The 26,410-nt window shown below is 64.9% G+C and carries 27 protein-coding genes and 1 tRNA gene; 12 read left to right on the top strand and 16 right to left on the bottom strand.

Translation table 11 applies throughout. The annotated features are described in order from the left end of the window. Positions 1–186 precede the first annotated feature (186 nt). Positions 187–456, top strand: a complete 270-nt coding sequence (locus tag IT350_12595; protein ID MCC6158883.1) for a hypothetical protein — start codon at positions 187–189, stop codon at positions 454–456. 67 nt (positions 457–523) lie between these two features. Here the strand turns inward: IT350_12595 and IT350_12590 are convergent, their stop codons facing one another. The 5 genes from IT350_12590 to IT350_12570 are packed head-to-tail and all read right to left on the bottom strand — an operon-like array spanning position 524 to position 3,420. After that, entirely contained in the window at positions 524–691 is a 168-nt protein-coding gene (locus IT350_12590) for a hypothetical protein (GenBank protein MCC6158882.1), read from the bottom strand. 1 nt (position 692) lies between these two features. Beyond that, on the bottom strand, positions 693–1,652 hold the full coding sequence (locus tag IT350_12585; protein MCC6158881.1) for a tyrosine-type recombinase/integrase: 960 nt from the start codon (positions 1,650–1,652) through the stop codon (positions 693–695). Further along, a complete protein-coding gene (locus IT350_12580; protein ID MCC6158880.1) occupies positions 1,649–2,080 on the bottom strand; it encodes a DUF5049 domain-containing protein in 432 nt (143 codons plus the stop codon). The genes IT350_12585 and IT350_12580 overlap by 4 nt, the downstream gene beginning before the upstream one ends. Further along, entirely contained in the window at positions 2,081–2,527 is a 447-nt protein-coding gene (locus IT350_12575; GenBank protein ID MCC6158879.1) for a gamma-glutamylcyclotransferase, read from the bottom strand. It lies immediately after the preceding gene. A gap of 14 nt (positions 2,528–2,541) precedes the next feature. Further along, positions 2,542–3,420 (bottom strand): amidoligase family protein, encoded by an 879-nt coding sequence (locus IT350_12570; protein ID MCC6158878.1) that lies wholly within the window; start codon positions 3,418–3,420, stop codon positions 2,542–2,544. 169 nt (positions 3,421–3,589) lie between these two features. Here IT350_12570 and IT350_12565 point away from each other — a divergent pair, with 169 nt between their 5' ends. The 5 genes from IT350_12565 to IT350_12545 all read left to right on the top strand — a co-directional run bounded on the left by IT350_12565 (position 3,590) and on the right by IT350_12545 (position 10,560). Further along, on the top strand, positions 3,590–3,922 hold the full coding sequence (locus IT350_12565; GenBank protein ID MCC6158877.1) for a hypothetical protein: 333 nt from the start codon (positions 3,590–3,592) through the stop codon (positions 3,920–3,922). Positions 3,923–4,141: 219 nt separating this feature from the next. Continuing rightward, entirely contained in the window at positions 4,142–5,914 is a 1,773-nt protein-coding gene (locus tag IT350_12560) for a hypothetical protein (GenBank protein MCC6158876.1), read from the top strand. Positions 5,915–6,721: 807 nt separating this feature from the next. Next, positions 6,722–8,563, top strand: coding sequence for a hypothetical protein (locus IT350_12555; protein ID MCC6158875.1), 1,842 nt, complete (start codon positions 6,722–6,724; stop codon positions 8,561–8,563). Positions 8,564–9,014: 451 nt separating this feature from the next. Continuing rightward, positions 9,015–9,521: a helix-turn-helix domain-containing protein gene (locus tag IT350_12550; GenBank protein MCC6158874.1), complete on the top strand. Its 507-nt coding sequence runs from the start codon at positions 9,015–9,017 to the stop codon at positions 9,519–9,521. Further along, complete coding sequence (locus IT350_12545) at positions 9,475–10,560, top strand: site-specific integrase (protein ID MCC6158873.1); 1,086 nt, start codon at positions 9,475–9,477, stop codon at positions 10,558–10,560. The genes IT350_12550 and IT350_12545 overlap by 47 nt, the downstream gene beginning before the upstream one ends. A gap of 14 nt (positions 10,561–10,574) precedes the next feature. Here IT350_12545 and IT350_12540 read toward each other — a convergent pair whose 3' ends face one another. Together IT350_12540 and IT350_12535 are read right to left on the bottom strand one after the other, a co-directional pair. After that, positions 10,575–11,252: a hypothetical protein gene (locus IT350_12540; GenBank protein MCC6158872.1), complete on the bottom strand. Its 678-nt coding sequence runs from the start codon at positions 11,250–11,252 to the stop codon at positions 10,575–10,577. 554 nt (positions 11,253–11,806) lie between these two features. Beyond that, positions 11,807–11,880 (bottom strand) — tRNA-Asp (locus tag IT350_12535). Between the two features lie 215 nt (positions 11,881–12,095). Here IT350_12535 and IT350_12530 point away from each other — a divergent pair. From IT350_12530 to IT350_12510, 5 genes are all read left to right on the top strand, one after another. Further along, positions 12,096–12,914 carry an intradiol ring-cleavage dioxygenase gene (locus tag IT350_12530; protein MCC6158871.1) on the top strand — a complete coding sequence of 273 codons (819 nt, stop codon included), beginning with the start codon at positions 12,096–12,098 and terminating at the stop codon, positions 12,912–12,914. 258 nt (positions 12,915–13,172) lie between these two features. Beyond that, positions 13,173–13,673, top strand: a complete 501-nt coding sequence (locus tag IT350_12525; protein MCC6158870.1) for a hypothetical protein — start codon at positions 13,173–13,175, stop codon at positions 13,671–13,673. A 53-nt stretch (positions 13,674–13,726) separates the two neighbouring features. Beyond that, the gene (locus IT350_12520) at positions 13,727–14,326 is read left to right on the top strand and encodes a DUF1287 domain-containing protein (protein ID MCC6158869.1); all 600 of its coding nucleotides are present in this window, start codon (positions 13,727–13,729) and stop codon (positions 14,324–14,326) included. Positions 14,327–14,509: 183 nt separating this feature from the next. Then, positions 14,510–15,553 carry a phosphoribosylformylglycinamidine cyclo-ligase gene (locus tag IT350_12515; GenBank protein ID MCC6158868.1) on the top strand — a complete coding sequence of 348 codons (1,044 nt, stop codon included), beginning with the start codon at positions 14,510–14,512 and terminating at the stop codon, positions 15,551–15,553. Further along, a complete protein-coding gene (locus IT350_12510) occupies positions 15,553–17,022 on the top strand; it encodes a hypothetical protein (protein ID MCC6158867.1) in 1,470 nt (489 codons plus the stop codon). The genes IT350_12515 and IT350_12510 overlap by 1 nt, the downstream gene beginning before the upstream one ends. A gap of 33 nt (positions 17,023–17,055) precedes the next feature. On the opposite strand, the gene IT350_12505 is transcribed toward IT350_12510, so the two are convergent. The 3 genes from IT350_12505 to uvrB form a co-directional block, all read right to left on the bottom strand. Further along, positions 17,056–17,253: a zinc ribbon domain-containing protein gene (locus IT350_12505; protein ID MCC6158866.1), complete on the bottom strand. Its 198-nt coding sequence runs from the start codon at positions 17,251–17,253 to the stop codon at positions 17,056–17,058. A 196-nt stretch (positions 17,254–17,449) separates the two neighbouring features. Then, the gene (locus IT350_12500) at positions 17,450–17,785 is read right to left on the bottom strand and encodes a helix-turn-helix transcriptional regulator (protein MCC6158865.1); all 336 of its coding nucleotides are present in this window, start codon (positions 17,783–17,785) and stop codon (positions 17,450–17,452) included. A gap of 77 nt (positions 17,786–17,862) precedes the next feature. Continuing rightward, positions 17,863–19,857 carry an excinuclease ABC subunit UvrB gene (gene uvrB, locus IT350_12495; protein ID MCC6158864.1) on the bottom strand — a complete coding sequence of 665 codons (1,995 nt, stop codon included), beginning with the start codon at positions 19,855–19,857 and terminating at the stop codon, positions 17,863–17,865. 26 nt (positions 19,858–19,883) lie between these two features. Here uvrB and IT350_12490 point away from each other — a divergent pair, with 26 nt between their 5' ends. Beyond that, on the top strand, positions 19,884–21,074 hold the full coding sequence (locus IT350_12490) for a class I SAM-dependent RNA methyltransferase (GenBank protein ID MCC6158863.1): 1,191 nt from the start codon (positions 19,884–19,886) through the stop codon (positions 21,072–21,074). On the opposite strand, the gene phoU is transcribed toward IT350_12490, so the two are convergent. From phoU to IT350_12460, 6 genes are all read right to left on the bottom strand, one after another. Beyond that, on the bottom strand, positions 21,071–21,763 hold the full coding sequence (phoU, locus tag IT350_12485; protein MCC6158862.1) for a phosphate signaling complex protein PhoU: 693 nt from the start codon (positions 21,761–21,763) through the stop codon (positions 21,071–21,073). The genes IT350_12490 and phoU overlap by 4 nt on opposite strands. Before the next feature lie 47 nt (positions 21,764–21,810). Next, on the bottom strand, positions 21,811–22,581 hold the full coding sequence (pstB, locus tag IT350_12480; GenBank protein MCC6158861.1) for a phosphate ABC transporter ATP-binding protein: 771 nt from the start codon (positions 22,579–22,581) through the stop codon (positions 21,811–21,813). Positions 22,582–22,645: 64 nt separating this feature from the next. Then, the gene (gene pstA, locus IT350_12475) at positions 22,646–23,500 is read right to left on the bottom strand and encodes a phosphate ABC transporter permease PstA (protein MCC6158860.1); all 855 of its coding nucleotides are present in this window, start codon (positions 23,498–23,500) and stop codon (positions 22,646–22,648) included. After that, a complete protein-coding gene (pstC, locus tag IT350_12470; protein MCC6158859.1) occupies positions 23,500–24,402 on the bottom strand; it encodes a phosphate ABC transporter permease subunit PstC in 903 nt (300 codons plus the stop codon). The genes pstA and pstC overlap by 1 nt, the downstream gene beginning before the upstream one ends. 22 nt (positions 24,403–24,424) lie before the next feature. Then, positions 24,425–25,540, bottom strand: coding sequence for a PstS family phosphate ABC transporter substrate-binding protein (locus tag IT350_12465; GenBank protein MCC6158858.1), 1,116 nt, complete (start codon positions 25,538–25,540; stop codon positions 24,425–24,427). 52 nt (positions 25,541–25,592) lie between these two features. After that, on the bottom strand, positions 25,593–26,300 hold the full coding sequence (locus tag IT350_12460) for a response regulator transcription factor (GenBank protein MCC6158857.1): 708 nt from the start codon (positions 26,298–26,300) through the stop codon (positions 25,593–25,595). Positions 26,301–26,410 lie beyond the last annotated feature (110 nt).

The raw sequence follows: 26,410 nt of genomic DNA, 5'->3' as shown, positions 1-26,410 counted from the left end.
GGCGGACCGACCGTCGCGGTTCCGTTGCGCGCATTCCGCTCGCGATCGGTGTGACGCGCCTGGCTCGACTCCCTCGCGGGTGACTCGTCGTAGTACGACGCTGGACGGCGTGATCCGCCGCGATTTTCCTCGCGACGGTTTTCCGCGACACCGCTATTTTCCAAGGCAACAAACAGGGAGGGCACCATGCTGGTCGCGGTCGTGGACGGCCTCACGGCGCGGGCAGTCGTCGAGGGGTACGGGGTAGACGCGGGCGAGGGAGAGAGGCTCACCGGGTTCGTGTTCGCCGCGGATATGACGTTCCGTGTTTACAAGGAACGCGGCGTCTGCGTCCTGCGGTTTTGCGTCGCCGAGGACAACGTCCTCCGCGAGGTCGACCCTCCGGTGCGTCTCGGTCGCTGGACGCCGTCCGTCGAGGCGTTTCTGTTCCCGCCGCGGGTTACCTACGACGCCTGAGATCCCGAGGCGGCGTCGCGTTAGGCTCGGAGCACGACCCCCGCGCCGGGCAGCGCGCGGCGATCCCCTAGCGTTTCCAGCCCGCCTCGTCGTCGTCGTCATTGCCGGTCGGCTTCTCCAGAGCCGCGGCGATTCGCTCTAACACGTCGCAGAGACGGGCAAGCTCGCGAGCGATGTTGGGCAAGGTCGCGTCGATAAAGGTGCGGCCCGCCTGGGTACGGTAGAATTCCAGCACGTCAGCCTCCCTGGATGCCGAACGGTAGGTGGTCCGCCGCCGTGTCTTCCAAGCCGCGGGCCGCGTGGAGGTAGACGCCCGTAGTTGCGACGCTGCTGTGGCCGAGCGCCTGCTGCACCTGGAGAATCGACGCGCCGCCCTGAAGCGCGAGCGTCGCGTGCGTGTGCCGAAGCCAATGGGGGGAGACCTTCTTGCGGATGCCCGCGCACCGGGCGCATACGGCGACCTCGCGGTGCAGGCCACGGTCGCTGATCCGCCCCCGGAGGCGGTTCATCGCGAGCGGCGTGCGGTCGTACGGGTCGAGGTCCTCGGGCAGCCCAAGTTGCCTTCGCATGGCGCGCAGTACCGCGAGCAGGTCGGCGCGGATCTTCACGGTCCGCACTTTGTTCCCTTTTCCTACGACCCTGAGTCCGACGCGACCCGCGCCGTCGTCGAAGAGTTCGGACCAACTGGCCGCCCGTAGCTCGGCGCGGCGTAGGCCGGTCGCGAGCAGGACGCCGATCATCGCGAGCGACCGCAGGCCGCGGGCGCGAGCGGCGTCGAGAAGTCTTTCGACCTCACCCGCCGTCAGGAACTTGCCCGGCGGAGTTCCGCGCGGCGCGGAAACGCGGATCGCCCGAGCCACGTTCCATCTCAGGTAGCCCGCCTCGTGGCCGAACCGGAAAAGCGATCTTACGACCGTCACAGCACGCGAAACTGAGACTTCCCCAAGCCCTGCACCGCGCAGTGCTTCGACGTACACCCGCAGGTCGTCGAGGGTCACTGCGGCCAGCGGCTTGGGCGCAAGCCGCCGAAAACGCGACAGTTCGTACGCGTACACCTTGGCCGTGGCGGGACAGCGGGTCCGGATGCTCAGGAAGAGGCTGATCAGGTGTTCGTCATCACGCGCTCCAGAGTAGTCCGGTGCTACAGTCTCCCACACTACGACGGCCTTGTTCGCCCTCGTCACGGCGGTGGTCACGGCTTACGCTCCGGTTCCAGCGGCGCCAGCTCGTCCTCGCGCGCGTCGCTGGTGATCCACGAGTAGCGCCGCTCCTCTGCGACCCAGGGCGCGAACTCCCACCGCCGCCGCCCGATCCGCCCGACGACGCGCACCGTCAGGCCGGTTAGCGCCGGGTGGGCGGCACCGACGTACCTCATGACTCGGCCGGGGGCGATCTCGGCTGCGGCGGCGGGCTCGTCGTAGTGGACGAACCCGTGGATGATTCCGGCCGCGTACCGCCCGAGGTTGTCGGGGATCCACCTCGCCGCCTCGGCGTGACCCAGTTCCGCCGCGATCTCGGTGGCGGCGCACCAGTCGAACATGTTCGTCAGGCCGCTCGCGCGCACGGCCAGGATGCCGTCCAATACCGCGCGCGGGATGGCGATCTTGCCGTGTTCATTCTTCATTCATGCCTCCTCCCGTTCAACTTCACGCTCGAACCGCGCGAGCATCGACGGCACCCTGATGCCCCAGTCGGTGAGACCCTCGACGATGGCCTCGCGGTACCAATGGTTCGGCGGGGCGTCGGCGTGGGGCGGGTTCAGCCAATAGATGATGGCGCCGACAGGGCCGCTCACCTCGCCGACGACCTCGACGGTCGCCCGCGAGTACGAAATCGGCCAGCCCTCGTAATTGTCGAGGGCCATCAGGTCCCGGTTGCTGATCCGGTAGAGGCCGCCCCTGACGTTCCACCCGCGGGCGCGGACGACAGTCGCAACGCCATGCCCTCCGTTTCGTGAGCGAAACGCCAGCCTGTGGTCGCGCAACAGCGCCCGCTCCAGAGGCACGGCGTCGGGGCAGCGCGACCTCATCTGGCCGAGGTTCAGGTTGGAGCCGAAAGCAAAGTATTTCACAAATTCACCTCCTGTCAGGCCGCCCTCCGGAACGCCGCGCTGCCGCTGAGGTGCGACAGCAGGTGGTAGCGGGCGGTGGCGAATTCCGGCCCGATCAGCCCGAGGCCGAGCAGAAAAACCCGCACGTCGTACCGAGTCGTCGAGGCGTCGTAGGTGCGCCGCTCGCCGCGGGCGTGGCGGATGCGCAGCGCCCGCGCGCTCAGGGCAAGCGAGAGTTGAATGTACGATTTGATTTTTCCCGCGTGGAGCGAGCCGTTAAAAAGTCGGAACTCCAAGGTGCCCAGGGCCCAAACGGCGTTCAGGTTGACCGCGTGATACCTGGAATGGTGCAGGCGACCTGGGTTTTCCGTCGGCGCGCCGTACCAGTCGCGATTGAGTTCGGCCATCGAGCGCGGGCGTCGAGAGCAGATCCTCTGCAACACCTGCTCGTCGACGTCGCGGCAGTATCGCGCGCGCCTGTCGGCCTGCACGCCCAGCGCCTCGATCAAGTGTTTTTCGTGACTCGCGACGAGTTTGAGCAGGTTGGCCAGCGTCGCGGCGGTGTGGCCCGCGGCGTCGACGTGGACGTGAATCGAGCAGGTCGGCGTGGCCTTCGCCCCCGCCGCGCGCAGGGCGCGAACGACGCGCTGGAGCTCGTCGAGGTCTGCGTAATCCAAGATCGGCGACACGACCTCGGCGCGGAGGTGAGCGGGGTAGTCGTTCAACGAGGCGTCGGCCACGACGCGCCAGGTCCGGCCGCGTGCGTCGCGAATCTCCCAGGGGTCGTACGAGCCGCCGCCGACGTGCGCGACCTCGCCGCCGACGATGCTCTGAACAGCTTGAGCCGCCCGTTGGCGGGTGATCGAAACGCACTCGATTTCGATGCCGAATTTCTGTGTTTGAATCGTCGCCATGCGCGCTCTCCTGTCCCGACCGTCGGCTTGTGACATCGCTTCCGTGTCCGAAGAAGTCAAGGCTTTTGATGCGACTCAAGTGCTTGTTTTTGAAGATAAATCCCTTGACTAACCCCGCCGGCGAAGCATGGATGCGGACGCGCCGATCAGGGCGCCAAAGGGGGTTCGAATGAGCGAGCGGTACACTCTACGGCAAGGGGTCGACGGCTACTTGGCACGGCTGGCCGAGATGGGCGCGAGCGAGGCGACGAGGAGCACGTACGCCAGGTGCCTGCAGATCGCCGTGGACCACTTCGGCGAGGATCGGGACCTTCGGCGGATGATCGCCGCCCACGTCGCAGGGTTTTTCAAGAGCGACCCTGTCACGAAAAAACCCGACGGCAGCCCCAGGGCGGGGCTCTCCATTGCGCAGATCAAGAGGGCGTTTCGGCAGGCGCTCGCCCACGCCCACGAGTGCGGCAAGATCGACGCTGTGCCCCTGCCGCGGGACGAGCGGGGCTGACCGCCGCCACTCGCAGTTGATAGCGGGCGGCACCACGGGCCGACTCGCCTCGCGAACGTCGTTGTCGATAGTGTTCCCATTACCTCTGGTCCTCGCCTCTGGACGGCCCGCCGACCTGACCGCCTCCCGCGCAGTAAACGGTTGTCGCCTCGCGCTCCGGGTGATACGTTCGCGGGCATGACAAAAAGAACTACAACGCACGACCTCGCGGTGGAGGCGGTGCTCGAAGCCCTGGGCGACGAGACGATGACGCGACTGCGCCTGGGGGCGCGGCTGTTCGACCTGTACTGGCGCGGCGACTTAGCCGAGAAGCGGCGGAACGACCCCAGTAAGGATGCGTCGATCGCCAATCTGGCGGCGGACCCGCAGCTCGTCCATACCAAGTACCGCAGCGAGCGGACGATCAACCGCGTCGTTTGGGCGGGCGTCCTCTGGCGTCACTTGGGCTCGCCGTCCGAGCCGCCGCTGCCGAATCTGACGACGATGGCCGACATCGCCAGCGCCGTCGAAGACCCGGACGAGTGGGCCGCCCACGTCGAGCGGGCGCGGGGGGAAAACGTCCGGTCAACGCAGCGGCGACTGCAGGACGCCAACCGACCCGTAGTGCCGCTGCCGTCGGCGGATCACTCGCCCGGCTGGACCACCCGCGTTGAAAAGATCGATGGCCATGACGCGTTGATCGCCGAGCGACCAGGGGGTAAGCCCATCGTCCTGCACTGCTGCTCCAACGACGTCGGGCTCGCAGGGCTGGCGCGGCGCGGAGTCGTCGCCGGCTGCGTCTTGACCGACCCCATCTACGCCAGCGAGCGCGACGCCAAGAAGTTCAAGAAAAAGTCGGCCGAGGCCGTGCGGATTGAGGTCAAGCGCGACGTCGAAGCCGCGATCCTGATACTGCGGGACCGGGGGACGCTGGCCATCTTCCAGGAGAAGAACACCGACGCCCCCTTGCGCGCGTGGCTGGACGGCCGCGAAGACCTCGGGCAGCAGCAGACCGTCTACGTCGATTACAACATGACCCGCCGCTCCTCGACACCAAGCAAGGAGACCGGCCTCCACCACGGCGTCGTGCGCGGCGACGACGTCCTGATCCTCGCCGCCAAGGGCAGGCGGATGGGATCTCCGGATATCCCGCCGCTGAACCGCGACTGGATTAAGCTGAACCTACCGGACGTCCGCATGCACGTCGCCGACCGCGGCATGACCCCCGGCCGAATCTGGGCGAAGGTCGACCACCTGCGGCGCGAGTTCCCTTGGATTGGCAAGCACCCGAGTCCCAAGCCGCCGCAACTGATCGCCCTGACCCTGGCCCTCCTCAATCCCAGAGACCTGCCCATCGTCGAGAGCTGTGCCGGGATGGCGAGCGGGGCCGTCGTCGCCATGCAGTACGGCATGAAGTACCACGGCTTCGAGGAGAACACCGAGTTCTGGGGCTTCGCGCGCGAGCGGATCGAGGACCTCGTCGTAGTGCTCAACGGCGGCGCGACGCGCTTCCCGCGCTGGTCCGACCTGGTCGGCAAGCCCCCGACGCCCGAGGAGCAGTTGGCAGCGGCTGCGGCGGCGCTGGACGAGCGCGTCAACGATCTGGCCGCGGACGACGACAGGCCGCTCCTGGCTTTGGAAGGCGTCCTGTCGCTGACCGACTGGGAGCGGGAAGCGGGCGGCCCCGATGGCGTGGAACGGGCATTCCGCAACCTCCTGCGGCGGGAACCGGACGTAGTCGCTGGGATACTGCCCCAGCGCGCGCTGAAGGATCTGCGACTGGCGCTGGAAAACGAGGGCGCGAGGGAGTGGGAACAGTTGAGGAAGGTCGCGGGAGCAAACGTCGCGTTCGCGTCGTACCTTTGCGGCGGGATGGACGAGACAGGCATCGACGCCGCTCTTGCCGCAGCCGGGGAACGCTTCTACGACCACCTGGAGTGGTTCTTCGTGGCGTTGGCCGACCTGCGCGGCGACTACGCCGACGCTTCGAAGGCGGAGAGCTACGAACCTTAGCCCTACCTCGGCAACGTTGCCGAGGTTCGCCACGCACGAGACGTGCGTCGTCATCCCTTGGGGTCGGTCACCCGAGGCGACAAAGCGCCTGACGACCAAGGCCCGCGACGTGTCACGACCTATAACCCATCCACAGGGCCAGAGATGGCCTCGATGTCCCGACATGAAGACGCCGCGAACGACGACCTCCGCCTAGCCGTCGAGGTCCTTGATCGCCTGCTGAGCCCGAGGGGCAAGAGCACGAAGTAATCCGCCGATCCGGAACAGGTTCTGACTCTCGCTACGGCGGCGGTGCCGTACGCGTTACCTCGCCGTACGCACCGGCGCCTTCGAAGCACGCCGCCGCGGGAACCGCATCGATCGCGGAGAGCAGGGGTACCCTAGATTGCGTGCAGGATTCGGCCGCACCGGGGGCCTCCCCATCCGCCTACTACAAGACGGCGGCAACGACGTCAGCCACCCGCCCTCCTCGTGCCAACGGGCTGCCTCGACGACGGACGGCGAAATCAAGATCCGAACTCGGGTCGAGGTGTTCCACATCGCCGCCCTTTAGTCGCGATTCGCCTACCGCGTCACCGTACCGATTTCCATTTGGCCGCGGCGCACTCCCCCGTCGTCGCGGCGAATTCGTCTCGATGACGCATCGACCGCACGACTCGGCGCCAGCCCTCGACTCCCGCGAAATAGAGTGTCGTCCACAGGCAAAGCCCCTTTTTTTAGCATCCGACCAAAAAACGTATTCCAGGCGAGTACACAAGAAAAAGGGGGATCGGCCTACGGGTTTAACGGCTGGATCAGGATGTACGCATGAAAGACAACGACCGACGCGACCATCTGATGAGGTTTCTGAACACGCTGCACGGCCGCACCAGCGGCTTGGTGGAGATTCGGCACATTCCCAAGGGCGGGGGTCCGGCCGCGCGATCGGCCTTCGCAACGATCATCGAGGAGGCTGCCCAGAACGCGCTCGAGTGGGACGACGAAGGGCTGAACGTCTACGTCGGCGTCGGCAGGCGTTCCCGAAAAAGCGGCACCGCGTCGGACACGCCGCTCCTAGGCGCGGCGTGGATCGACGCCGACGGAATCGTCGGGATGGATGAACTGGAGTCCGTCGTTCCGCCGCCGACCATCATCCTCGAAACCAGCCCCGGCAGGCACGCCGCGTACTGGGTCCTGACCGAACCTCGGGCATCCACCGACGTTGTGGCGCTGAACAGGGCGATGGTCGCAGCCATCGGAGGCGACCCGAACGCTTGCGACGCCGCGCGGGTTATGAAGTTGCCCGGCGTTCGTAACAGAAAACCCGACTACGGCGACGACACCTGGGCCAATCTCGTCCTCTGCGACGACTGGCGCCGCCACCGCTTCGAAACGCTGGCCGTTCGATTCGGGCTGCCGCCAGCCGCGGTCGACAGCGCCGATCAGGAGTTCGACGCCGCAGCGTTGAACGAGTTCGACGAGGAACGCGCCGCGATCATCGAGTCCGACGCACGCCAGCAGCCCGCCGAGGATCCCGCCCCAGCGGCGCCGTCGACTCACATGGGAAACGGCGAAGGGCGCGAGCGACCAGCAGGGCATCATCGCCTGCTCGAGGCCGTCGTCGCGAACTGCCCAACGTCGCACCCGACGTGGAACCGCGAGCGCGACAGGGTCTCCCTAAACTGTCTCTTCCACGACGACGCGCATCCCTCCGCCGTCGTGTTCGGAGACAGCGGGCGCTACCGCTGCTCGTCCTGTGGAATAAACGAGCCGCCGTGGACATGGAGCCGGCGGCCCGAGGTGAGCGCCTGGGCAGCAGAGCTGGTCCCGTCTCCAGCACGAGAGCCACGCCCCGACGGATTCCACGTACCACACCTGCTGCTGCCGATCCTCCGCGCCCTCGCGCCGCACCCTTCGAAAACGCTGGTCACACCATACGCCGACGCCACCCGCGTCGGACTGCGTTTTGGCACCAACCAAATCTACTGCCTCTCCGTACCCTCCGCCGATTTGCCGCCCGACGTCGACACGACCGACCCTAGCGCCGTCCGCACCCACCTCGCCCGCAACCTCGGCGGCAGCGGCGTGCGCACCCTGCTCGCCATCCTCGCCCTCGCCCAACAGGCCGCCGACGGCGGCTGCCACGCGACCCCCACCGCGATCGCCCGCCTGCTGCGCGGCCGCGACGAGCACTGGCGACCCAGCGCCGACGAACTGCGCCCGATCAGCCTCGCCATGCGGTTTTTGGCGCAGGTCGAGTTCACCGCCAAAATCCAACGGGCGGGACGCTGCCGCGACGAGGCGGCGCCTCTGGTATCGAGCCCCGACGGTCGGGACGGTCGCCGCCGTGTTCATCCCGCCCTTTGGGCCGACGTCACCTGTCACCGCTACTGGTTCGACGTCGGCCACGGTGCCCTTCGGCTCGGCGACGACGATGCCCTCCGTTTCTGCTTGGAGGTCCTCGCCCGCCGCTGGCGGACTCCTGCTGGGGGTGATCTGCGACTGAGCATCTCGGCGACAGCTCGTGACGCTGGTGCCTGGAACGTGCAGAGGTACAGCAGCAAACCGGGTAGTACCCGTAGTCTGTGGTACAGGCGAATTGGTGACCTACGGTTCAGGGGGGTGTTCACTGAGATTGAGCTATCCGACGACCTGCTGGTTGTCCGCTGATCGTGCGTGTCTCCCTCTCTCTCTCTTCTTCTGTTCTTGGAAGCGGAGTTTGAGATTGCGCGTTGTTTCGCGGGCCTATCTCGGGATGCATCTCCGCGACCCCCGATATTCTCCGCCGCGACCCCCGATATTCTCCGCCGCGACCCCCGATGGGCGTCGTGAAAACGCAGAGACCCCAACACCGTCCAGCCGACCCATCCAGCGGCGGTTCAGCCGTCGTCCACCGCCAACGGCGCCGTCGGCTGAACGCCCCACGTTCGCGCGCTGGGGCCGCGTGTAGGCCGAACCGCGTCTCGGTCAGCCCCCTAGTCGTTTTGCGGTTTGGGGCCGACACGGGGCTGTCGCGGGGGGATCGACGGCGGCGATGAAAAAAACTTCGAGGTGGGCCCAAAACCGCTATTCCAGGGGGGTATACATGGATGAGAGGACGACGAGCGGCGGGAGGACTTGGATGACGATCGGCGACGACATACAGGTCATCACGTGGCCGCCGTCGACACTGGTATCTACGCGGCCGATCGCCGAGCAGTCGCTGCCGCTGCTGCTGCCAGGTGGGGTCGTCGCCGTCGCTGGGATCGTACGGACCGAGCGAGAGAGCTCGGGAGGAAGTGCGACTGAAGCAGCCGACTGCGAACACTGCGACGCGCGGGAGATCATGACCGTCGAGGATGTGTCCGAGCTCCTCCGTGTGCCGTCGCGTACGGTCGAGTCGATGGCGCGGGCGGGCCGGATCCCGGCGAAGAAAATCGGCCGCGACTGGCGTTTTCTTCGAGAAGAAGTGATTGCTTGGCTGCGCGTCGGCGACCGCCGGGGCGCGTCGCGGAAGAGGAGAGCAGGTGTCGACAGGGGTCAGCAAGCGCGGCCAGTCGTGGACCATACGATTCAGGTACAAAGGCAACGACGGCGAGCCGATGTACTTCCGCCGTACGATTGGTCGCGTCACCAAGAACGAGGCTGAGCGGCTGCGTCTCAAATGGATGCGCGAGGCCGAGCGGCTCGGGTGCGTGCCCGAGTTCGAGCCGCCCGCGCCCGCGGCTTCCCCGGGCGACGTGCCTTTCTCCGCGTTCGCCAAAAGGTTCGTCGACGACCACGCGAGAGTCTTCAACAAGCCTTCAACGGTCACGGCGAAGGTGGCGATGATCAAGAACCACCTCGCCCCCTACTTCCAGCACCGCCCCATGAATTCTATCAGAAGGCGCGACGTCGAGGAGTTCGTCGCCGCAAAAGTCCAAGAGGGCTTGTCGCCGAAGTCCGTAAACAACCTGTGGGGCACGTTGTCGCGCCTGTTACGCGCCGCCGTCGAATGGGAGGTCATCGATCGAAGCCCCATGCTCGGCGTGCGCAAGCTGAAGCTGTCGGATCCCAGCTTTGACTTCTACGACGAGGACGAGACGCGTCGCTTCTTGGATGAATGCCTCCGATCCGAGCCCAAATGGCATCCGTTTTTTGCGGCGGCGTTCATGACCGGCGCCCGACTCGGCGAGCTCGCCGCCCTGCGCTGGGGCGACATCGACCTGGAGCGCGGTATCGTACTGATCCGGCGGGCGATTTGGCGCGGCTGCGAGGGGTCGACGAAGAGCGGGCGGAATCGCTACGTCCCGATCAACGCCTTCCTCGCCGACGTTCTGGCGCGCCACCGCCGAGGGAAAGACCCGAATGGGCGGGTCTTTCTGTCGGGGATCGACGACACCTTGACCTGCAACAGCCATAGGAAACCGTTCGCGCGCGTCATAAAGCGGGCCGACTTGAAACGCATCCGCTTCCACGACCTCAGGCACTCGTTCGCGTCGCAGCTCGTGATGAGGGGAACGCCCCTGCGCGTCGTCCAGGAACTGCTCGGCCATGCGACGGTTCAGATGACCGAGCGGTACAGCCACCTGTACCCGACCGCGACGCGCGACGCCGTCGAGGCGCTCGGCAGCGGTTTCCGCGTCGCGCTCGAGGGGGGAGTCGTCGTGCCGTTTCCCGAGGCGACGAGGGTGCCGGGGCGCGGCTGACCCACTATCGCCACTCACCAGCCGTAGCGCTCCCGATGGTAGTCCAGCCAGAACGCAAGACTCGGCGCGAGCGTAGACGCCCGTAGCGTGGCGACGAGGTTCTCCTGCGCGACGATGGAGAACCGCCCCGGCTCCTTGAGTGTCGCCCGGACGACTTCCTCCACCATGTCCAGATGTGGGAAGCGCCGCGCGAGCTGCGTCTTCTTCACGATGCGCCGATAGTCGTCGTTGGCGGCGGGGCAGGCCACGACGACCCGCGCCTCGTCGACGCGCAGGTCCCGCGTGACGCCTTCTTCCATCATGCGGTCGGCGAGCAGCAGCAGGCGCATGATCTGGTAGCACGGCTCGAAGAGGAAGTCGTCGAGGGGTGCGGCGCCGATGAACGCGGAGGTCGGCGCGGCGAAGCGGGCCGCGTACCAACCGCGTCGCGTGTCGTCGTTGCCATGGAGCGGCTCTCCCTTGTACTTCTCGCTATACTTCCACTCGAACACGTAGGCACGCTGTCCACTCGGAGTGCGCGCGACGATCACTGCATCGGCGCTGGTTTTGTACTTGCCACGAATAAACTGGCCGCCTTCCAGCGGCTTTCTCCATCCGATCCATTCGAACTCGACGGGTGACGAGTTCCCGTCCCAGTCGACGATGGGCACGACTTCGATGACGTCGGAGTCGATGGCACGCAGCACTTCCAAGAGTGCATCGGGAATGGAGGCGAGCGGTAGGAGGAAGTTCACGCAGGCGACCTGCGAGCTCGCTAGGTTGCGCGTCGGAGCCGCACCCGCTCTGTCGCCGGTCCGCTCAGGGTCATTCCACCATTCGATGCTGCGCTTGCCGAAGAAGTCGGTTGCGCCACCCGGACCACGCAAGCAGGGCATGAGATTCTCTTCTTCGCACCCGTGGGCAAGCAGATGTCTGTTGCGCCTCATTTTGTCGTCGGTCGGTGTCCGGGCCGCCGTGCTAAGCGTTTGGCGGAAAACCGCTTGCTTTCGCCTAGCGTCAAATCCGAAGCTCATGATTATTTCTCCCCGTTGATGGGGCGAAGGTTACCTGCCCACTTATACTCCCGCCGCGTGACAGGAAGGGTCAAGGAAGCGCGACGATCGCCCACGCGCGTCGCCATCCAGGAGACGTTCCTGTGCATCTGGAGAAAGGCTCCTTGGTCACGTTTGGGTCACATTCGGGAGTGCGCGCATCGGCGGAAAATGGAAAAGCCCGCAACGTCAATCGGTTGCGGGCTTCTTCGGGACGGGGTTGACGGGACTCGAACCCGCGGCCTCCGGCGTGACAGGCCGGCGTTATAACCAACTTAACTACAACCCCATGCCGCCGTTTCGGCGAAAACCTCGACGGACGACGGAGCGTTTCATAGCAGAACGCCCGTTTGCGTGTCAAGCGACGAACCTGCTTCGCGCGAGCTTTCCCACGCAGTGGGAATCCGTCCGCGGGCGAGCATGCATTCGCCTGACGTCCGTCATTTCGGCGCCCCGAGATCTCCGAACAATATTCCCTCCACGAATCTCGCGGCGGAGGTGAACGTGGGCGATGCGGATCGGATCGACGAAAAATCCTTGAGTCCTTTCGAGTCGACGGCGGATTTCCACCGCGCGACGCGCAGGACGTTTCTCGCCGGCACGCTCAGCGTCGCGGCCGCGGCGGCATTGGCGGTGCATTGCGGGGGCGGGGGCGGGGACGACGACTCACCGAAGGGCTCGGCGTCGAACGACGACGCGACGGACGACGACGCGGGTTCGACCGATGATGACGACGCCGGAAACGATGACGCCGGCAACACGTGCACCGTTTATCCCGAGGAAACGGAAGGCCCCTACTTCCTCGATCTCGACATGATCCGTGAGGACGTCACCGAGGGAAAACCAGGGGCGGCGCTTTCGCTCACCCTGTTGCTTCAGCGTGCGTCGGATTGCGAGCCGATCAAGGACATCGCCGTGGACATCTGGCATTGCGACGCCGATGGCGTGTACTCCGGCTACCTCGGCCAGCTCGGCGGGGTCGACACCTCGGGGCTGACCTTTCTGCGCGGAACGCAGATCACCGGTGCGGATGGCCGCGTGCGTTTCATGACGATCTACCCGGGTTGGTACCCCGGTCGCACCACGCACATCCATTTCAAGGTGCATCTGACAGGGATGCTCGAAGCCACGTCGCAGCTCTACTTTCCCGAAGACGCGACAGAGACGGTGTACGCCACCGCCCCCTACGACGCGCGCGGGCAGAAGGACACGACGAACCTCAGCGACGGTGTGACGCCGGGCTCCGTACCGCCACTGCCGGCGGTGAGCCCCGATGGGGCCGGATACGCGGCCACGTTGACCGTGACCGTGGCGGGGCTCTGAGCGGCGACCGGCGAGACCTGACCCCGCGACAACCAGAAATCGATCTCCCGACCGGCCAATCCCCGGCGATCAATTGGTGTAACCGAATAACCGTTTAAACGGTTATTTGCATACAGCATCGTCCGTCGGGCAAACAATCGGCGACCGCCGGCAGCCAGGGTCCCCGTCGCCCGGGCGTGCGACCGGCGCAGCGAATACGGCTGTGCCCTCACATCCGCTTTGGTGCTACAACGGCGTCGATCAAATTCGGAGCGCACGATGTCGACGACCCCAAAAGATCGCCTCGACGAACCGTCCTGGCGCGTGTTGCAACGCATGTTCGAACCGCTGGGCATCAAGCATTTCGCGTCGGAGCTGAATCTCGGATATTCGACGGTGGCGCAATGGCAGGAAGACCCCGAGTCGCTCTCCGGCGCGGGGCGGCTCAATCCGGTCGACCGGCTCGACGTGATCCGGCGCGCGTTGCAGGACGCCGGGCACGCCGATCTTGCGGTCGAGGCGCTGCGTTGGTCGGCGAGCCGTGCGGGGTACCGGCTTGTGCGTGAGTCCGGTCTCCCCACCGAGCACGAGGGACTGCTGCGTGAGGTGTTGCGTCTGGGCGCGGAAGCCGGCGACGTACAGCGGATCGTCGAGGACGCGCTTCGCGACGGGCGTATCGACGCGGACGAGCGGCGACGGATCCTCAAGGAATTGCAGGGCGCGCAGGAGCAGGCGGCGCGCGTGGAACTCATCGTGCGTATCGGAGGAAAAAATTTGTGAGCCCGGGCGAGCGGCATTCGTTTGCGATCGCACTCGCGGTAACGATGGCCTTGATGGCGTGTGACCGTCCATTCGCGCAGGAACCGACTCCGACCCCTGTCCCCGCTTCGCCGACGCGACTCGCCGTACCCGACGACACCGCCGCGCGCATCGTCGAGGCCGCGCGCGAGCGACTACGTCACGAGGTCGTGTACGACGGCGCGTATGTGAAGATCCCGTTTCCCGGCGGCGACGTCGCGCCCGATCGCGGCGTGTGCACGGATGAGGTCGTGCGGATTTTCCGTGCGCTGGGGCACGACCTGCAAAAGCTCGTTCACGACGACTTGCGCGCCGCGCCGGGGGCGTATCCCAACTCGTGGCCCGGGCCGCGCCCCGATCCCCATATCGATCACCGCCGCGTGCCGAATCTCATGGCGTTTTTCGCGCGCCGCGGCTTTTCGCTTCCGATCACCGACAAACCGACGGATTACGCCCCAGGCGACGTGGTCGCGTGGCGGCTCGACAACGGGCTCACGCACATTGGGGTGCTGACCGACGACACGTCGGACGGCGTCACGCCCGCCGTCGTCCACAACATCGGCGCGGGACCGCGCCTCGAAAACGTCCTGTTCGCGTGGATAATCATCGGGCACTACCGGTTTCCGAAACGCTGAACGGTGATTCGTCGAACGTGCGAATCCGTGCGGCGAACGTCGCCCGGATGTCGTGGGTGAAGGCGCAAAAATGCCCCCGCCGCGTTTGACTTTTCGGGACCGCTCCCTAAGATCGTTGGCCTTGGCGGTTTCGGCAATTGGGGCCGCCTGCCCTTCACGTTGAGGATTGTATTGAATACCAAGGTGTTTCGGTCTTATCGCGATGCCGGGGTCGATATCGACGCCGGAAACGAGTTGGTGCGCCTCATCAAGCCCTATGTGCGTTCCACCTTTCGGCCCGAGGTCAAGGCCGACATCGGCGGATTTGCGTCGCTTTTCGCCCTGAATACGCTGAATTACAAAAATCCGCTGCTCGTCTCGGGCACCGACGGCGTGGGCACCAAGCTCAAGATCGCATTCATGACGGGCCGCCTAGACACGGTCGGCATCGACCTCGTGGCAATGTGCGTGAACGATGTGATCACCTGCGGGGCGGAACCGCTGTTTTTCCTTGACTATTTCGCCTGCGGCAAGCTCGAACCGCAGGCCGCCGCCTCGGTGATCAAGGGCATCGCCGAGGGGTGCAAGGAAGCGGGCTGCGCGCTGGTCGGAGGCGAAACGGCGGAAATGCCCGACTTCTACCCGGCGGGGGAGTTCGACCTCGCGGGTTTCGCCGTGGGCGTGGTGGACCGCGACGTGCTGATCGACGGCAGCGGCATCGCCGAAGGCGACCGCGTGATCGGCGTGGCGAGCACCGGCCTTCACTCCAACGGCTATTCGCTGGCGCGCAAGATCGTTTTTGAGCAGCTCGGGCTTACAGTCGACGACCGCATCGAAGGATTCCGCGGGACCGTCGGCGAAGAACTGCTGACGCCCACGCGCATCTATGCGAAAACGCTGCGCAACCTGACGCGCAATTTCGCGATCAAGGGCGTCGCGCACATCACGGGCGGCGGTCTGCTCGAAAATGTGCCGCGCATCCTACCCGAGCGCGCGGCCGTGCGTTTCCAGCGCGGATCGTGGGAAGCGCCGGGTGTCTTCGAGACGCTTCGCCGCGCGGGCGGCATCGACGACGCCGAGATGTGGCGCACGTTCAACATGGGCATCGGGCTCGCGATCGTCTGCCCGGAGGATGAGGTCGAGAACATCCTGATCCGGCTTTCGGGCCTGCAGGAACGCGCGTGGGTGATCGGCGAAATCGTCGCGCGCGAGGACCGGGAATCCCCCGCCGTCGAGGTGGTCGGCTGATGATCGGGATGCTCTTCGACGTCACGATTTTGGGCTCGGACTTGTCCGGGCTCATCGCGGGCGCGTTGCTCGTCAAGCGCGGGTACAACGTGCTGATCGCGGACGTCGAGGCGCAGGCGCATGTGAAACGAATCGGTGAGTATCGACTTCGCCGTTTTCCCGGCATGTTCTTCGGTTTCGGCAAGGGCCAGATTTTTTCCGAAATCTTCACCGAGCTCGGCATTCCGTTCCTCGACAAGAAACGCTTTCTGATGGCGGAGCCCGGTTTTCAGATCGTCACGCCCGCGCGCCGGGTCGATCTCCCGCAGTCGCGCGACGAGCTGTTCCGCACCGTCTCGCTTGAATTTCCCAAGGAGTCGGGCAAGGTCGTCTCGCTCATCAGCGACGTCGACCGCTACGCGCAGGTCATCCGCGGGTTCTTCGTCAACGACGTGGTCTATCCACCGTCCACCTGGGGCGAGGGACGCGCCGCGAAGAAAGCGCTCGCGAACGTCTCGGACCTCTACAAAGAGGCGATCCGCACGGATTACGGCGAGTTCCTGGACCGCTACGAACTGTCGCCCGAGGCGCGGACGTTTGTAGACGGTCAGGTGCAGTATCTATCGCCGGTATATCCCGACGCTCCGAACCTGGCTTACGCCGCGAACCTGCTCGGACTCACCAACAACGGCATCTTCCAGGTCGAAGGCGGCATCAAGGTTCTCGAAACGCTCTACCGCGAGCGCATCTCGGCGTATCGGGGCGTGTGCCACCGCACGCCGGCCATCGAGCACATCGAGTTCGGCAAGTACACCGAGATCAAGTTCGCCGACCAGAAGGAACCGATCAAGACGAAGGCGATTGCCGTCTGCGACAACCCGGAAGAGTTCTTCAAGGCGTGGTCGCCCAAGCACCTGAAGTCGGACTTCAAGGAAAAGCTTGAGCTGCCTCCCCCCGGCCGGCACGATTTCGTGCTTTACGTCGGCATCGACGCGAATGTGGTGCCGGTTGGGATGGGGCCGAACGTCATTCTCGTTCAGGACCCCCGGCACGAACTGATCGACGACAACCTCATCATGATCAGCCTCTCCGCGCCGGACGACGAGGCCCTCGCGCCGATCGGCAAGCGCCTGCTCGCGGCCCGCATCAAGATCCGCCCGCAAAACGGTGTGATGGAAGAGCGCACAGCGGACATGCTCTGCGAACGCATTCACGCCGCACTGCGCGAACTGATGCCGTTTCTCGACGACTTCACGGATTTCGTCGCGAAGAAAGAAAGTTACGAGCTGTATCGCATCGAGCGGGCCGAGGCATGGTCGCAGAACATCGACGACGACAAACTCGGCGTCGCCCTGCTCCACAACCGCACGCCGCACAAGTCCGTCTTTTACACAGGCAAGGCGGTTCTGCCCGGGCTCGGCATGGAAGGCGAGGCGGTCTCGGCGCGCAACCTCGTCAGCATCATCGTCGACGAATACCCGAAGAAGTGAATCCGGCCGCACACGGCGGCCCACCCCTCAACCTCAGGTGAATCCGCCGCCCGCGGGCGAGGAGCATCCGCCGCCTTTCGCGGACGGCACCGCGCTGGGCGCGGCGATCTGCTTCTGCGCGTCGAACGCGCCGCATTGCGGGCAGGTCTGGGGCTGGCTCGCGGCCCCGATCGAAACGAGCTTATCGAACTGTTCGCCGCAGACGCGGCAACGATAGACGTAAATCGGCATGACTCACCCTCCCTCCGGGCCGGGGGCGTTTTCGACGTTTTCGGATTCGCGCGCTTTGGGCTTTTTGCCGTCATCCAGACGACAGGCGTTGCTCGCTCAGGTGGGCACGCCCAGTTTGGGCAGAATCACCGTCTGGAGCAGAATCCAGAAGACGAGGAAGCCCACAATCCACAGGTCGTTCACGGACATCGGTTTCTCACTCCTCCGGAAACTGCGAACACGCGCATCGGTGCATGCACGAAAGCAGGTCGTAGAGGTGTTGGTTGTTGAGCCGGTAGAACGCCTTGCCAGCCCGCCGCTCGGTCTTCACGAGCCCCACCATGCGCAGGATCTTGAGCTGCTGCGACACGATCGCCTGTTTCTCGCCGATCGCCAGCGCCAGATCGCCCACGCAGATCTCACCGCGCGCGAGCGTGTCGATCACACGAAGACGCACCGGGTGCCCCACCGCCTTGAGCAGCTCGGCGATGCCGTCGCACTGGCGGTTCGTAAAGGGCGCGAAGTCGAACTGGGGAAGCATGTCGGTCGCCATGACCACCTCTTGTATAGCAATATATCTATATGTGGCCGAGAAGGCAATAGGCGGAGTGATAGGACCGGAAGTGAGATTTAGAGCCCGACGATCTCGCGCTCCTCCAGCCGCTTGATCTGATCGCGCAACTCGGCCGCGCGCTCAAAGTCGAGGCTCTTCGCCGCCGCTTTCATCTGGCGGCGCAGCGATTCGACCATCATCGGAATGTGCGCAGGCACGATCTGGTCGTCGTCCTCGGGCCTGAGCGTCGGCACGGTCACGTAGTCCTTGTCGTAGATCGCCAGCAGCGCGTTCGAGACGCCCTTCACGATCGACTCGGGCGTGATGCCGTTGTCCGTGTTGTACCGGCGCTGCGTCTCGCGGCGACGATTGGTCTCGTCAAGCGCCGTGCTCATGCTGGCCGTCATGCGATCCGCATAGAGGATCACCGTGCCGTTCACGTTGCGCGCGGCACGGCCGATAGTCTGCAGGAGGCTCGTCGTGGAGCGCAGAAACCCTTCCTTGTCGGCGTCGAGGATCGCGACGAGCGAGACCTCGGGCAAGTCGAGGCCCTCGCGCAGCAGGTTGATGCCGACGAGCACCGCGAATTCGCCGAGGCGCAGATCGCGCAGAATCGCGACACGTTCGAGCGTGTCGATCTCCCTGTGCAGGTAGCGGACGGGCAGCCCGAGATCCTGATAGTAGGTCGTCAGATCCTCGGCCATCCGCTTGGTCAACGTCGTCACGAGCACGCGCTCGTTCTTGTCGATGCGGGCTTTGATCTCGTCGAGCAGGTCGTCCACCTGATTTCCCGCGGGCCGGACCTCGACGCGAGGGTCCATCAGCCCCGTCGGACGGATGATCTGCTCCACCACCACTCCGCCCGCCTTCTCGAGCTCCCACGCGGCGGGCGTCGCCGAGACATACACGATCTGACCGAATCGCTGCTGGATTTCCTCGAAACGCAGCGGACGATTGTCGAGCGCCGACGGCAGGCGGAAGCCGTATTCCACCAGCACGGTCTTGCGCGAGCGATCGCCGTTGTACATGGCGTTGAGCTGCGGAACGGTCTGATGCGACTCGTCGATGAACGTCAGAAAATCGGACGGGAAGTAATCGAGGAGCGTCCACGGCGGCGAGCCGGCCTCGCGGCCATCGAGGTGGCGGCTGTAGTTTTCGACGCCCGAGCAGTAGCCGAGCTGCGCGAGCATTTCGATGTCGTAGAGCGTCTTCTCCCGCAGGCGTTGTTCCTCCAGCAGCTTGCCCAGCGACAGGAGCTGCTCGCAGCGTTCCTTGAGCTCCGCGCGGATATCCGCGATGGCTCGCTCGATGGTCGGGCGGTCGGCGACGTAGTGGCTGTTTGGAAATATCCCGATGCGGGGAAGGTCGCGGATCACCTTGCCGCGCAGCGGGTCGATCTCGGCGATGCGTTCCACGTCCTCGTCGAAAAACTCGATGCGGATCGCCTTTTCGTCTTCGTAGGCGGGAAAGATCTCGAGCACATCGCCCCGCGCGCGAAACGTGCCGCGAAAAAAGTCGATGTCGTTGCGCGTGTACTGCATCTCGATTAGACGGCGCATGAGCTGGTCGCGGTCCATGCGGTCGCCCTTGTTCACGACCACGAGCATCTTGTTGTATTCGTGCGGGCTGCCGAGGCCGTAGATGCACGAGACCGACGCCACGATGATGACGTCGCGGCGCGTCAGCAGCGATCGTGTGGCGGAGTGACGCAGCCGGTCGATGCGCTCGTTCACCGAGCTGTCTTTTTCGATGTAGGTATCCGAGCGTGGGATATACGCCTCGGGCTGGTAATAGTCGTAATAGCTGACGAAATACTCCACCGCGTTGTCGGGAAAGAGCTCCCGAAACTCGGAGAAGAGTTGGGCGGCGAGGGTCTTGTTGTGCGCCAGTACCAGCGCGGGCCGGCCGCTTTGCGCGATGACGTTCGCGACCGTGAGCGTTTTCCCGCTGCCCGTCACGCCCAACAGTACCTGGTGCTTCTCGCCGCGCCCGACGCCCTCAACCAGCTCCGCGATGGCTTGTGGCTGGTCGCCCCTCGGCGTATAGGTGTCGATCAGTCGATATCGGTCCATTCATTTTCCTCGGCAGGCGCCCTTTCATGCCCTCGAATCCCCGGCGCGTCAACAATTCGCAACCCACCGGTGTTCGCCCGCAGGGTGAGCGCCGATTCGACCTGTTCGCGATGTGCGCGCCGGGCATCGAGCCGGCATTGTACGACGAAATGGGCGAAATCGGCGTCGAGCCGCTGCGCGCCGTGCACGGCGGGGTCGAGTTCCTCGGCACGTCGCGCGACCTCTATCGCGCGAATCTGTGGCTGCGCACCGCGGGACGTGTGCTCATGCGTGTCGGCGAGTTCGTCGCGATGTCGTTTCCCGAACTCGCGCGCAAGGTCCGGCGCATTCCGTGGGTCGATTGGCTGGCTCCGGGCACACCCATCGAAGTGCGTGCCGCGAGCCACGGGTCCAAGCTGAACATCCGCAAGAAGATCGAAAGCGTCGTTTCGGACACCATCGGCGAGCGTTTGGGAGAACCCAAGCCCGGTCGCGCGCCGGTACTCGTCCTCGCGCGGTTCGACCAGAACACCTGCACGATCTCGCTCGACACCTCGGGCGATCTGCTCCACCGGCGCGGGCATCGGCGCGAAACCGCCCTCGCACCCCTGCGTGAGACCATGGCCGCGGCGATGCTGCGGTATGCGGGGTTCGATCCGGCCGAGCCTTTCGTTGATCCCATGTGCGGTGCGGGCACGCTGGTGCTCGAAGCGGCTCTGTGGGCGCTTCGTCGCGCCCCGGGCGCCGATCGGGATTTCGCGTTCATGGACTTCGCGGACTTCGACGCGAAGCTCTGGTCGAGTCTGCGCGAAGAAGCCGTGGCGAACGCGCGGGATATGCTTCGCGCCCCCATCGTCGGCGCGGACGCGAACGCGTCGGCCGCCGCCGCCGCCCATGGCAATCTCGACCGCGCCGGGCTCGCCTCGCAAGTGGAGGTACGACACGTGCCGATCCACCGCCTGTCGCCCCCGCGCGAGCCGGGACTCGTCTCCTTCAACCCGCCCTTTGGTAGTCGCGTCGGTTCGCCGGGTTCGCTCGGAACACTCTATTCCAAGGCGGGCGACGTTTTGCGCGAGCGCTTCGTCGGTTGGCGCTTCGGCGTGCTCACCGCCGACGAAGCCATGTGGAAGGCGATGCGGCTGCGCTACGACGCCGCCTTCCCCATGCTGCACGGCGGCGTGAGGGTGCGCCTGCACATCGGACGGATCGCGACGCCTGCGAGAATGGGTAAACTCTAACCCTTGCGGACCTTTTCGAGCCCGTCGATCTGACGCACGTCCTTGCCCTTGACCAGAAACACGACCTGCTCGCATAGGTTCGTGCTGTGGTCGGCCATGCGCTCCAGAAACTTCGCGATCGACTGGATGTGAATCCCGCGTTCCACCGCGTCCGGATTCTTGAGCATGATCGCCAGCAGATCGCGGATGATGACATGGTAGAGGTCGTCGACCTCATCGTCGCGCTCCATGATCTGCTCCGCGAGGTCGGCGTCTTCTTTCACGAAGGCGTCGATCGACTCGCGCACCATGGACATGACGATATCGGCCATCTTCGGAATGTCCTGATACGGCTTGAGCTGCGGCTCGAGATTGAGCAAGAGCGCGCGCTCGCAGATATTCACCGCGAGGTCGCCGATTCGCTCGAGATCGTTGGCCATCTTGATGGCCTGCGTCGTGAAACGCAGGTCCTTCGCGACCGGCTGGCGCTTGGCGAGGACCAGGAAGACGAGTTCGTCCACCTGCACCTCGGCGCGATTGACCTCGAAGTCTCGCTCAATGGTCTCCCGCGCGAGTTCGGAATTGCGCTCGACGATGGAGCGGATCGCGTCGGCGATCATCTCCTCGCAAAGCCCCGCCATGCGCAGCAGTGTCTCGCGCAGGTCGTGCAGTTCCCGCTCGTAAGCGCTGTCGGTGTGCGTCTTCTCCATCTCTCCCGGCGTCTCCATATCCCTCGCGCGCGGCGCGCGCGAAGGCGTCAACCGAACTTGCCCGTGATGTATTCCTCGGTCCGGCGGTCGCTCGGCGATCGGAACAGCACGTTCGTGTCCGTGAATTCGATCAGTTCGCCCATGAGAAAAAACGCGGTCTGGTCGGACACGCGCCCGGCCTGCTGCATGTTGTGCGTGACGATGACGATCGTGTAGTTCTCGCGAAGCTGGTGGATCAGCTCCTCGATGCGCGCCGTGGCGATCGGATCGAGCGCCGAGCACGGCTCGTCCATCAGGATGACCTCGGGATCGACCGCCAGCGCCCGCGCGATGCACAGACGCTGCTGCTGTCCGCCCGATAGACCCGATCCGGCCTTGTCGAGGTAGTCCTTCACCTCGTCCCAAAGCGCCGCCTGCCGCAGGGCGCGCTCCACCAGATCGGCCGCGTCCGACCGCTTCAGCGCACCCGTTAGACGAAGGCCCGCGAGCACATTGTCGCGCACGGTCATGGTCGGGAAGGGATTGGGTTTCTGAAACACCATCCCGACACGTCGGCGCAGCAACACAGGATCGACTTCGCGACCGTAGATGTTGACGCCGCCATACACGACCTCGCCTTCGACGCGCGCGCCGTCGATAAGTTCGTGCATGCGGTTGAGGCAGCGGATGAACGTGGACTTGCCGCAACCCGATGGACCGATCACCTCCGTGACCCGATTGTCGGGCACGTCGATGGTGATCGACTTCAAGGTGTGCTGGGGCCCGTACCAGGCATTCAGATCCCGCACACGAAATATGGCGCCGTTGACCGCGGACACCGTCAGACTCCAGTCGTCGCGTATTCACGACCGCAAAGGCCGGGCGACGAAAAACGGACTTTAGCTAATACACACGCTTCTGAAAACGATTCCGCAGGTAGATCGCGATTCCGTTGAGCAAGAGCAGAATGACGAGCAGGACCAGAATACCCGCTGCCGCGTTAGTGACGAATCCCTTTTGCGGCCTCGACACCCAGTTGAAGATCTGGATCGGCAGCGCCGTGAACGGCGAACGCAGCCCGTCGGGCAGAAACGGCACGTAGGTCAGAGCGCCAATCGTGATGAGCGGGGCGGTTTCGCCCAGCGCGCGAGCCACCGACAGAATCGTCCCGGTCAGAATTCCGGGAAACGCCATCGGTAACACCACCCGCCGCGTGGTCTGCCATTTCGTCGCGCCCAGCGCCAGCGCGCCCTCGCGCAGGGCGTTGGGCACCGTCGCGAGCGCCTCGCGCGTGGAAAGGATGACGACCGGCAACACGAGCAGCGCGAGCGTTCCCGCGCCCGCGATCACGCTGCGGCCGAATCCGAACGCGCGCACGAACAGGCCGAGGCCAAGCAGGCCGTAAATGATCGACGGCACGCCGGCGAGGTTCGCGATGTTCACTTCAATGAGGTTCGCCCAAAAGCTGCGCTTTCCGTATTCCTCGAGATAGACCGCCGCGCCGACCCCGATGGGCAGCGCAAGGAGCGCCGTGAGCGCAACAACGACGAGGCTGCCGACGAGCGCCGGGAGGATTCCCGCGTTTTCGGGGTTGCGCGACGGGTAGCTGGTCAGAAAATCCCACCCGATCCGCTCCGCGCCGTCGCGCGCCACGTCGATGATGAGCACGGCCAGCACGATGAGCGGCAACGTCATGGCGACAAGGCAGACCCACCGAAACACCTGCTCCGCAAGTTTTCCCCGCCGGGCGCCCTGCATCAGTTCTTCCTCCGATACCGGCGCGCCAGACGCTGGCTGAGCATGTTCATGCCGAGCGTCATGAGGAACAGACACGCGCCGACGACGAAGATCGTCTGATACGCAAGCGTGCCGTGCGGCGTGTCGCCGAGCGCCACCTGCACGATGTACGCGGTCATGGTCTCGATCTGAACGCGGGGGTCGAGGGTCAGGCGCGGCTGCTGGCCCGCCGCGATGGCCATGATCATCGTCTCGCCCACCGCGCGCGACACCGCGAGGGTGACAGCGGCGGCGATGCCCGAGAGCGCCGCGGGAATCACTACGCGAAAGATCGTCGGCAGCTTACCCGCGCCCAGCGCGTAAGCCCCCTCGCGCAGGCTCATCGGTACCGAGTAAAGGGCGTCCTCGGAGAGCGAAGAGATGAGCGGGATGATCATCACACCCATCACGATGCCCGGCGACAGGGAGTTGAATCCAGCCAGGTCGGGCACGATTTTTTGCAGGAGCGGCGTGACGAAAACGAGCGCGAAGTATCCGTACACGATCGTGGGGACGCCGGCGAGAATCTCGATTGCGGGTTTGACGATGCGGCGCGACCGCTCGTTGGCGAATTCGCTCAGGTAGATCGCCGCGAGAAGACCGAAGGGGAGCGCGACGACGATCGCGATCGCCGTCGTCAGGACCGTTCCCGACACGAGCGGCCAAATGCCGAATCGTTTCGTGAAAAACAGCGGCGTCCACTGCGTGTCGAACAAAAAGTCCCGCAGGCGCACTTCGCGAAAAAACCCGTAGGACTCGTATCCCAGAATCGCGACGATACCGAAGGTCGTGACGACCGACACGACGCCGCACAGGAAGAGACCCCGTTCGATCAGGGTCTCCGTCCATGTGCGGCGATTCTGGAATGCGGACTGGTCAGCCATGGAATGCGGTGCGGAGCGCGCCTTATTTGGGCGCCGCGGCCGGGGCGTTGCCCGCGGCCGGGGCCGCCGGGGCCTCGCCGCCCTGCTCGGCCGCAAGCAGCTTGTCCATCGTCACACCGACCTGGCTGCCTTTGCCGGCGAACAGCGAGCCCAGCACCTTTTTCGCCAGCCGATCAGCGACGAGTTCATACGCCTTGGCGGGCATCGGAATGTAGCCGACCTCTTTCGTGAGCGTCGCGGCGTTCTTCACGTAAAACTCGGCGAACGCCTGAACCTCGGGACGCGAATCGATCGCGGCCTTGCTGATGTAGATGAAGACCGGTCGCGACAGCGGCTGATACGTCCCGTCGGACACGGTCTGAAGGCTCGGCAGGATCGCCCCGGCGCCGTTCGTCTCGTTCTCGTCGTCGACCGGAATGAGGCGGAGCTTTTCGGCGTTCGACTCGTAGTAGGCGAATCCGAAAAATCCGAGCGCGCTCTTGTCGGTCGAAACGCCCTGGACGAGCACGTTGTCGTCTTCGCTCGCGGTGAAATCGCCGCGGCTCGCGTGTTCCTTGCCGACGATCGCCTGCGTGAAGTAGTCGTAGGTGCCGGAGTCCACGCCCGGACCGAACAGATGCAATTCGTCATCGGGCCACGTGGGATCGACCTGCTTCCACTTCTTCACCACGTCCTGCGCCTCGGGCTCCCACATCATTTTGAGCTGTTTGACGGTCAGCTTCTGGAGCCAGGTGTTCTCCTTGCTGACCACGACCGCAAGCCCGTCATAGGCGACCGGAAGTTCGACATACTGGATCGAGTTCTTCGTGCACAGTTCGACCTCCTCGGGCTTGATCGGCCGCGAGGCGTTGGCGATGACGGTCTCGCCGGCGCAGAACTTCTTGAAGCCGCCGCCGGTGCCCGAGATTCCGACGGTCACCTTGGCTTGGCCGCCCTTCTGGAACTCCTCGGCCACCGCTTCGGTGATGGGGAACACGGTGCTGGAACCGTCGATGGCGATCACCTCCGCGGCCGGAGCCGGAGCCGGGACTGCCGCTTTGGGCATATCGCCCGTGGGCGCGGGCGCCGGACTTCCGCACGCCGCGGTGAATGACGCGACGAGCGTCAGAACGAACAGGAAGAGCAGACTGCGTTTCATGGGCAACTCCTTGAATGTCCGAATCTGGAACGGGTGAAGGTCAAACCGAAAATCAAACCTTGATGTCGTCCGGGGTCGTACAGAACCTGTACCCGACCCCGCGTATCGTCTCGATGTACGCGCCGAGATCCCCGAGCTTCTGCCGCAATCGTTTCACGTGCGTGTCCACGGTGCGCGTCGTCACGTCCGCCTGGATTCCCCACACGTCGTCGAGAAGTTTTTCGCGGGTCTGCACCCGACCCTTGCGCGACAAAAACGTCGTGAGGAGACGGAATTCCAGCGCCGTCAGCGCCACTTCTTCCTCGCCCACCCACGCTCGGTGCGCGCCGCGATCGATCACGAGCCGCCCGAATCGGATCTGCTCGCCCTCGGGCAGTTCATCGACCTGCGTGCGACGCAGCACGGCGCGAATGCGCAGAACGAGTTCGCGCACGCTGAACGGCTTGGTCATGTAGTCGTCGGCCCCGATCTCGAATCCGACGATGCGGTCGATTTCGTCACCCTTGGCCGTGAGGAAAATCACGGGTGTGTTCTTCGTCTTTTCGTGATTGCGGATCTGGCGGCAGACCTCGGTCCCCGGTACATCCGGCAGCATCAAATCGAGGAGCACGAGGTCCGGGGTCGGTCCGTGGCCGACCAGGTCGAGCCCCGCCTTGCCGTTCAGCGCCGAGCGCGTACGGTAACCTTCCTTTTGAAGGTTGTATTCCAAATTGGCGACGAGGTCGGCTTCGTCCTCGATGATCAGGATTTGGGTCGTCATGGTGTCCTTCTGAACGTGCTCGTCACGCGCGCTCTTAAAAACGACTCGTGTGACGAATGTGTGACATCCGCGTGAACAGCCTGCCCCAATTTGGCATGTTCACCGGGATT

This window comes from Deltaproteobacteria bacterium (assembly GCA_020845895.1).
Classification (GTDB): domain Bacteria; phylum Lernaellota; class Lernaellaia; order JACKCT01; family JACKCT01; genus JADLEX01.
The sequence above is the reverse complement of the archived record's forward strand: the minus strand, read 5'-3'. Positions and strand labels throughout refer to the sequence as shown.

What these genes read in the sequence shown, in the direction of transcription:
- IT350_12595 (MCC6158883.1), top strand. Translation starts at nt 187, where the DNA reads ATGCTGGTCGCGGTCGTGGACGGCCTCACGGCGCGGGCAGTCGTCGAG.
- IT350_12580 (MCC6158880.1), bottom strand. Translation starts at nt 2,080, where the DNA reads ATGAAGAATGAACACGGCAAGATCGCCATCCCGCGCGCGGTATTGGAC.
- IT350_12570 (MCC6158878.1), bottom strand. Translation starts at nt 3,420, where the DNA reads ATGGCGACGATTCAAACACAGAAATTCGGCATCGAAATCGAGTGCGTT.
- IT350_12565 (MCC6158877.1), top strand. Translation starts at nt 3,590, where the DNA reads ATGAGCGAGCGGTACACTCTACGGCAAGGGGTCGACGGCTACTTGGCA.
- IT350_12555 (MCC6158875.1), top strand. Translation starts at nt 6,722, where the DNA reads ATGAAAGACAACGACCGACGCGACCATCTGATGAGGTTTCTGAACACG.
- IT350_12550 (MCC6158874.1), top strand. Translation starts at nt 9,015, where the DNA reads ATGACGATCGGCGACGACATACAGGTCATCACGTGGCCGCCGTCGACA.
- IT350_12545 (MCC6158873.1), top strand. Translation starts at nt 9,475, where the DNA reads ATGTACTTCCGCCGTACGATTGGTCGCGTCACCAAGAACGAGGCTGAG.
- IT350_12525 (MCC6158870.1), top strand. Translation starts at nt 13,173, where the DNA reads ATGTCGACGACCCCAAAAGATCGCCTCGACGAACCGTCCTGGCGCGTG.
- IT350_12520 (MCC6158869.1), top strand. Translation starts at nt 13,727, where the DNA reads ATGGCGTGTGACCGTCCATTCGCGCAGGAACCGACTCCGACCCCTGTC.
- IT350_12510 (MCC6158867.1), top strand. Translation starts at nt 15,553, where the DNA reads ATGATCGGGATGCTCTTCGACGTCACGATTTTGGGCTCGGACTTGTCC.
- IT350_12505 (MCC6158866.1), bottom strand. Translation starts at nt 17,253, where the DNA reads ATGCCGATTTACGTCTATCGTTGCCGCGTCTGCGGCGAACAGTTCGAT.
- IT350_12500 (MCC6158865.1), bottom strand. Translation starts at nt 17,785, where the DNA reads ATGGCGACCGACATGCTTCCCCAGTTCGACTTCGCGCCCTTTACGAAC.
- uvrB (MCC6158864.1), bottom strand. Translation starts at nt 19,857, where the DNA reads ATGGACCGATATCGACTGATCGACACCTATACGCCGAGGGGCGACCAG.
- IT350_12490 (MCC6158863.1), top strand. Translation starts at nt 19,884, where the DNA reads ATGCCCTCGAATCCCCGGCGCGTCAACAATTCGCAACCCACCGGTGTT.
- phoU (MCC6158862.1), bottom strand. Translation starts at nt 21,763, where the DNA reads ATGGAGAAGACGCACACCGACAGCGCTTACGAGCGGGAACTGCACGAC.
- pstA (MCC6158860.1), bottom strand. Translation starts at nt 23,500, where the DNA reads ATGCAGGGCGCCCGGCGGGGAAAACTTGCGGAGCAGGTGTTTCGGTGG.
- pstC (MCC6158859.1), bottom strand. Translation starts at nt 24,402, where the DNA reads ATGGCTGACCAGTCCGCATTCCAGAATCGCCGCACATGGACGGAGACC.
- IT350_12465 (MCC6158858.1), bottom strand. Translation starts at nt 25,540, where the DNA reads ATGAAACGCAGTCTGCTCTTCCTGTTCGTTCTGACGCTCGTCGCGTCA.
- IT350_12460 (MCC6158857.1), bottom strand. Translation starts at nt 26,300, where the DNA reads ATGACGACCCAAATCCTGATCATCGAGGACGAAGCCGACCTCGTCGCC.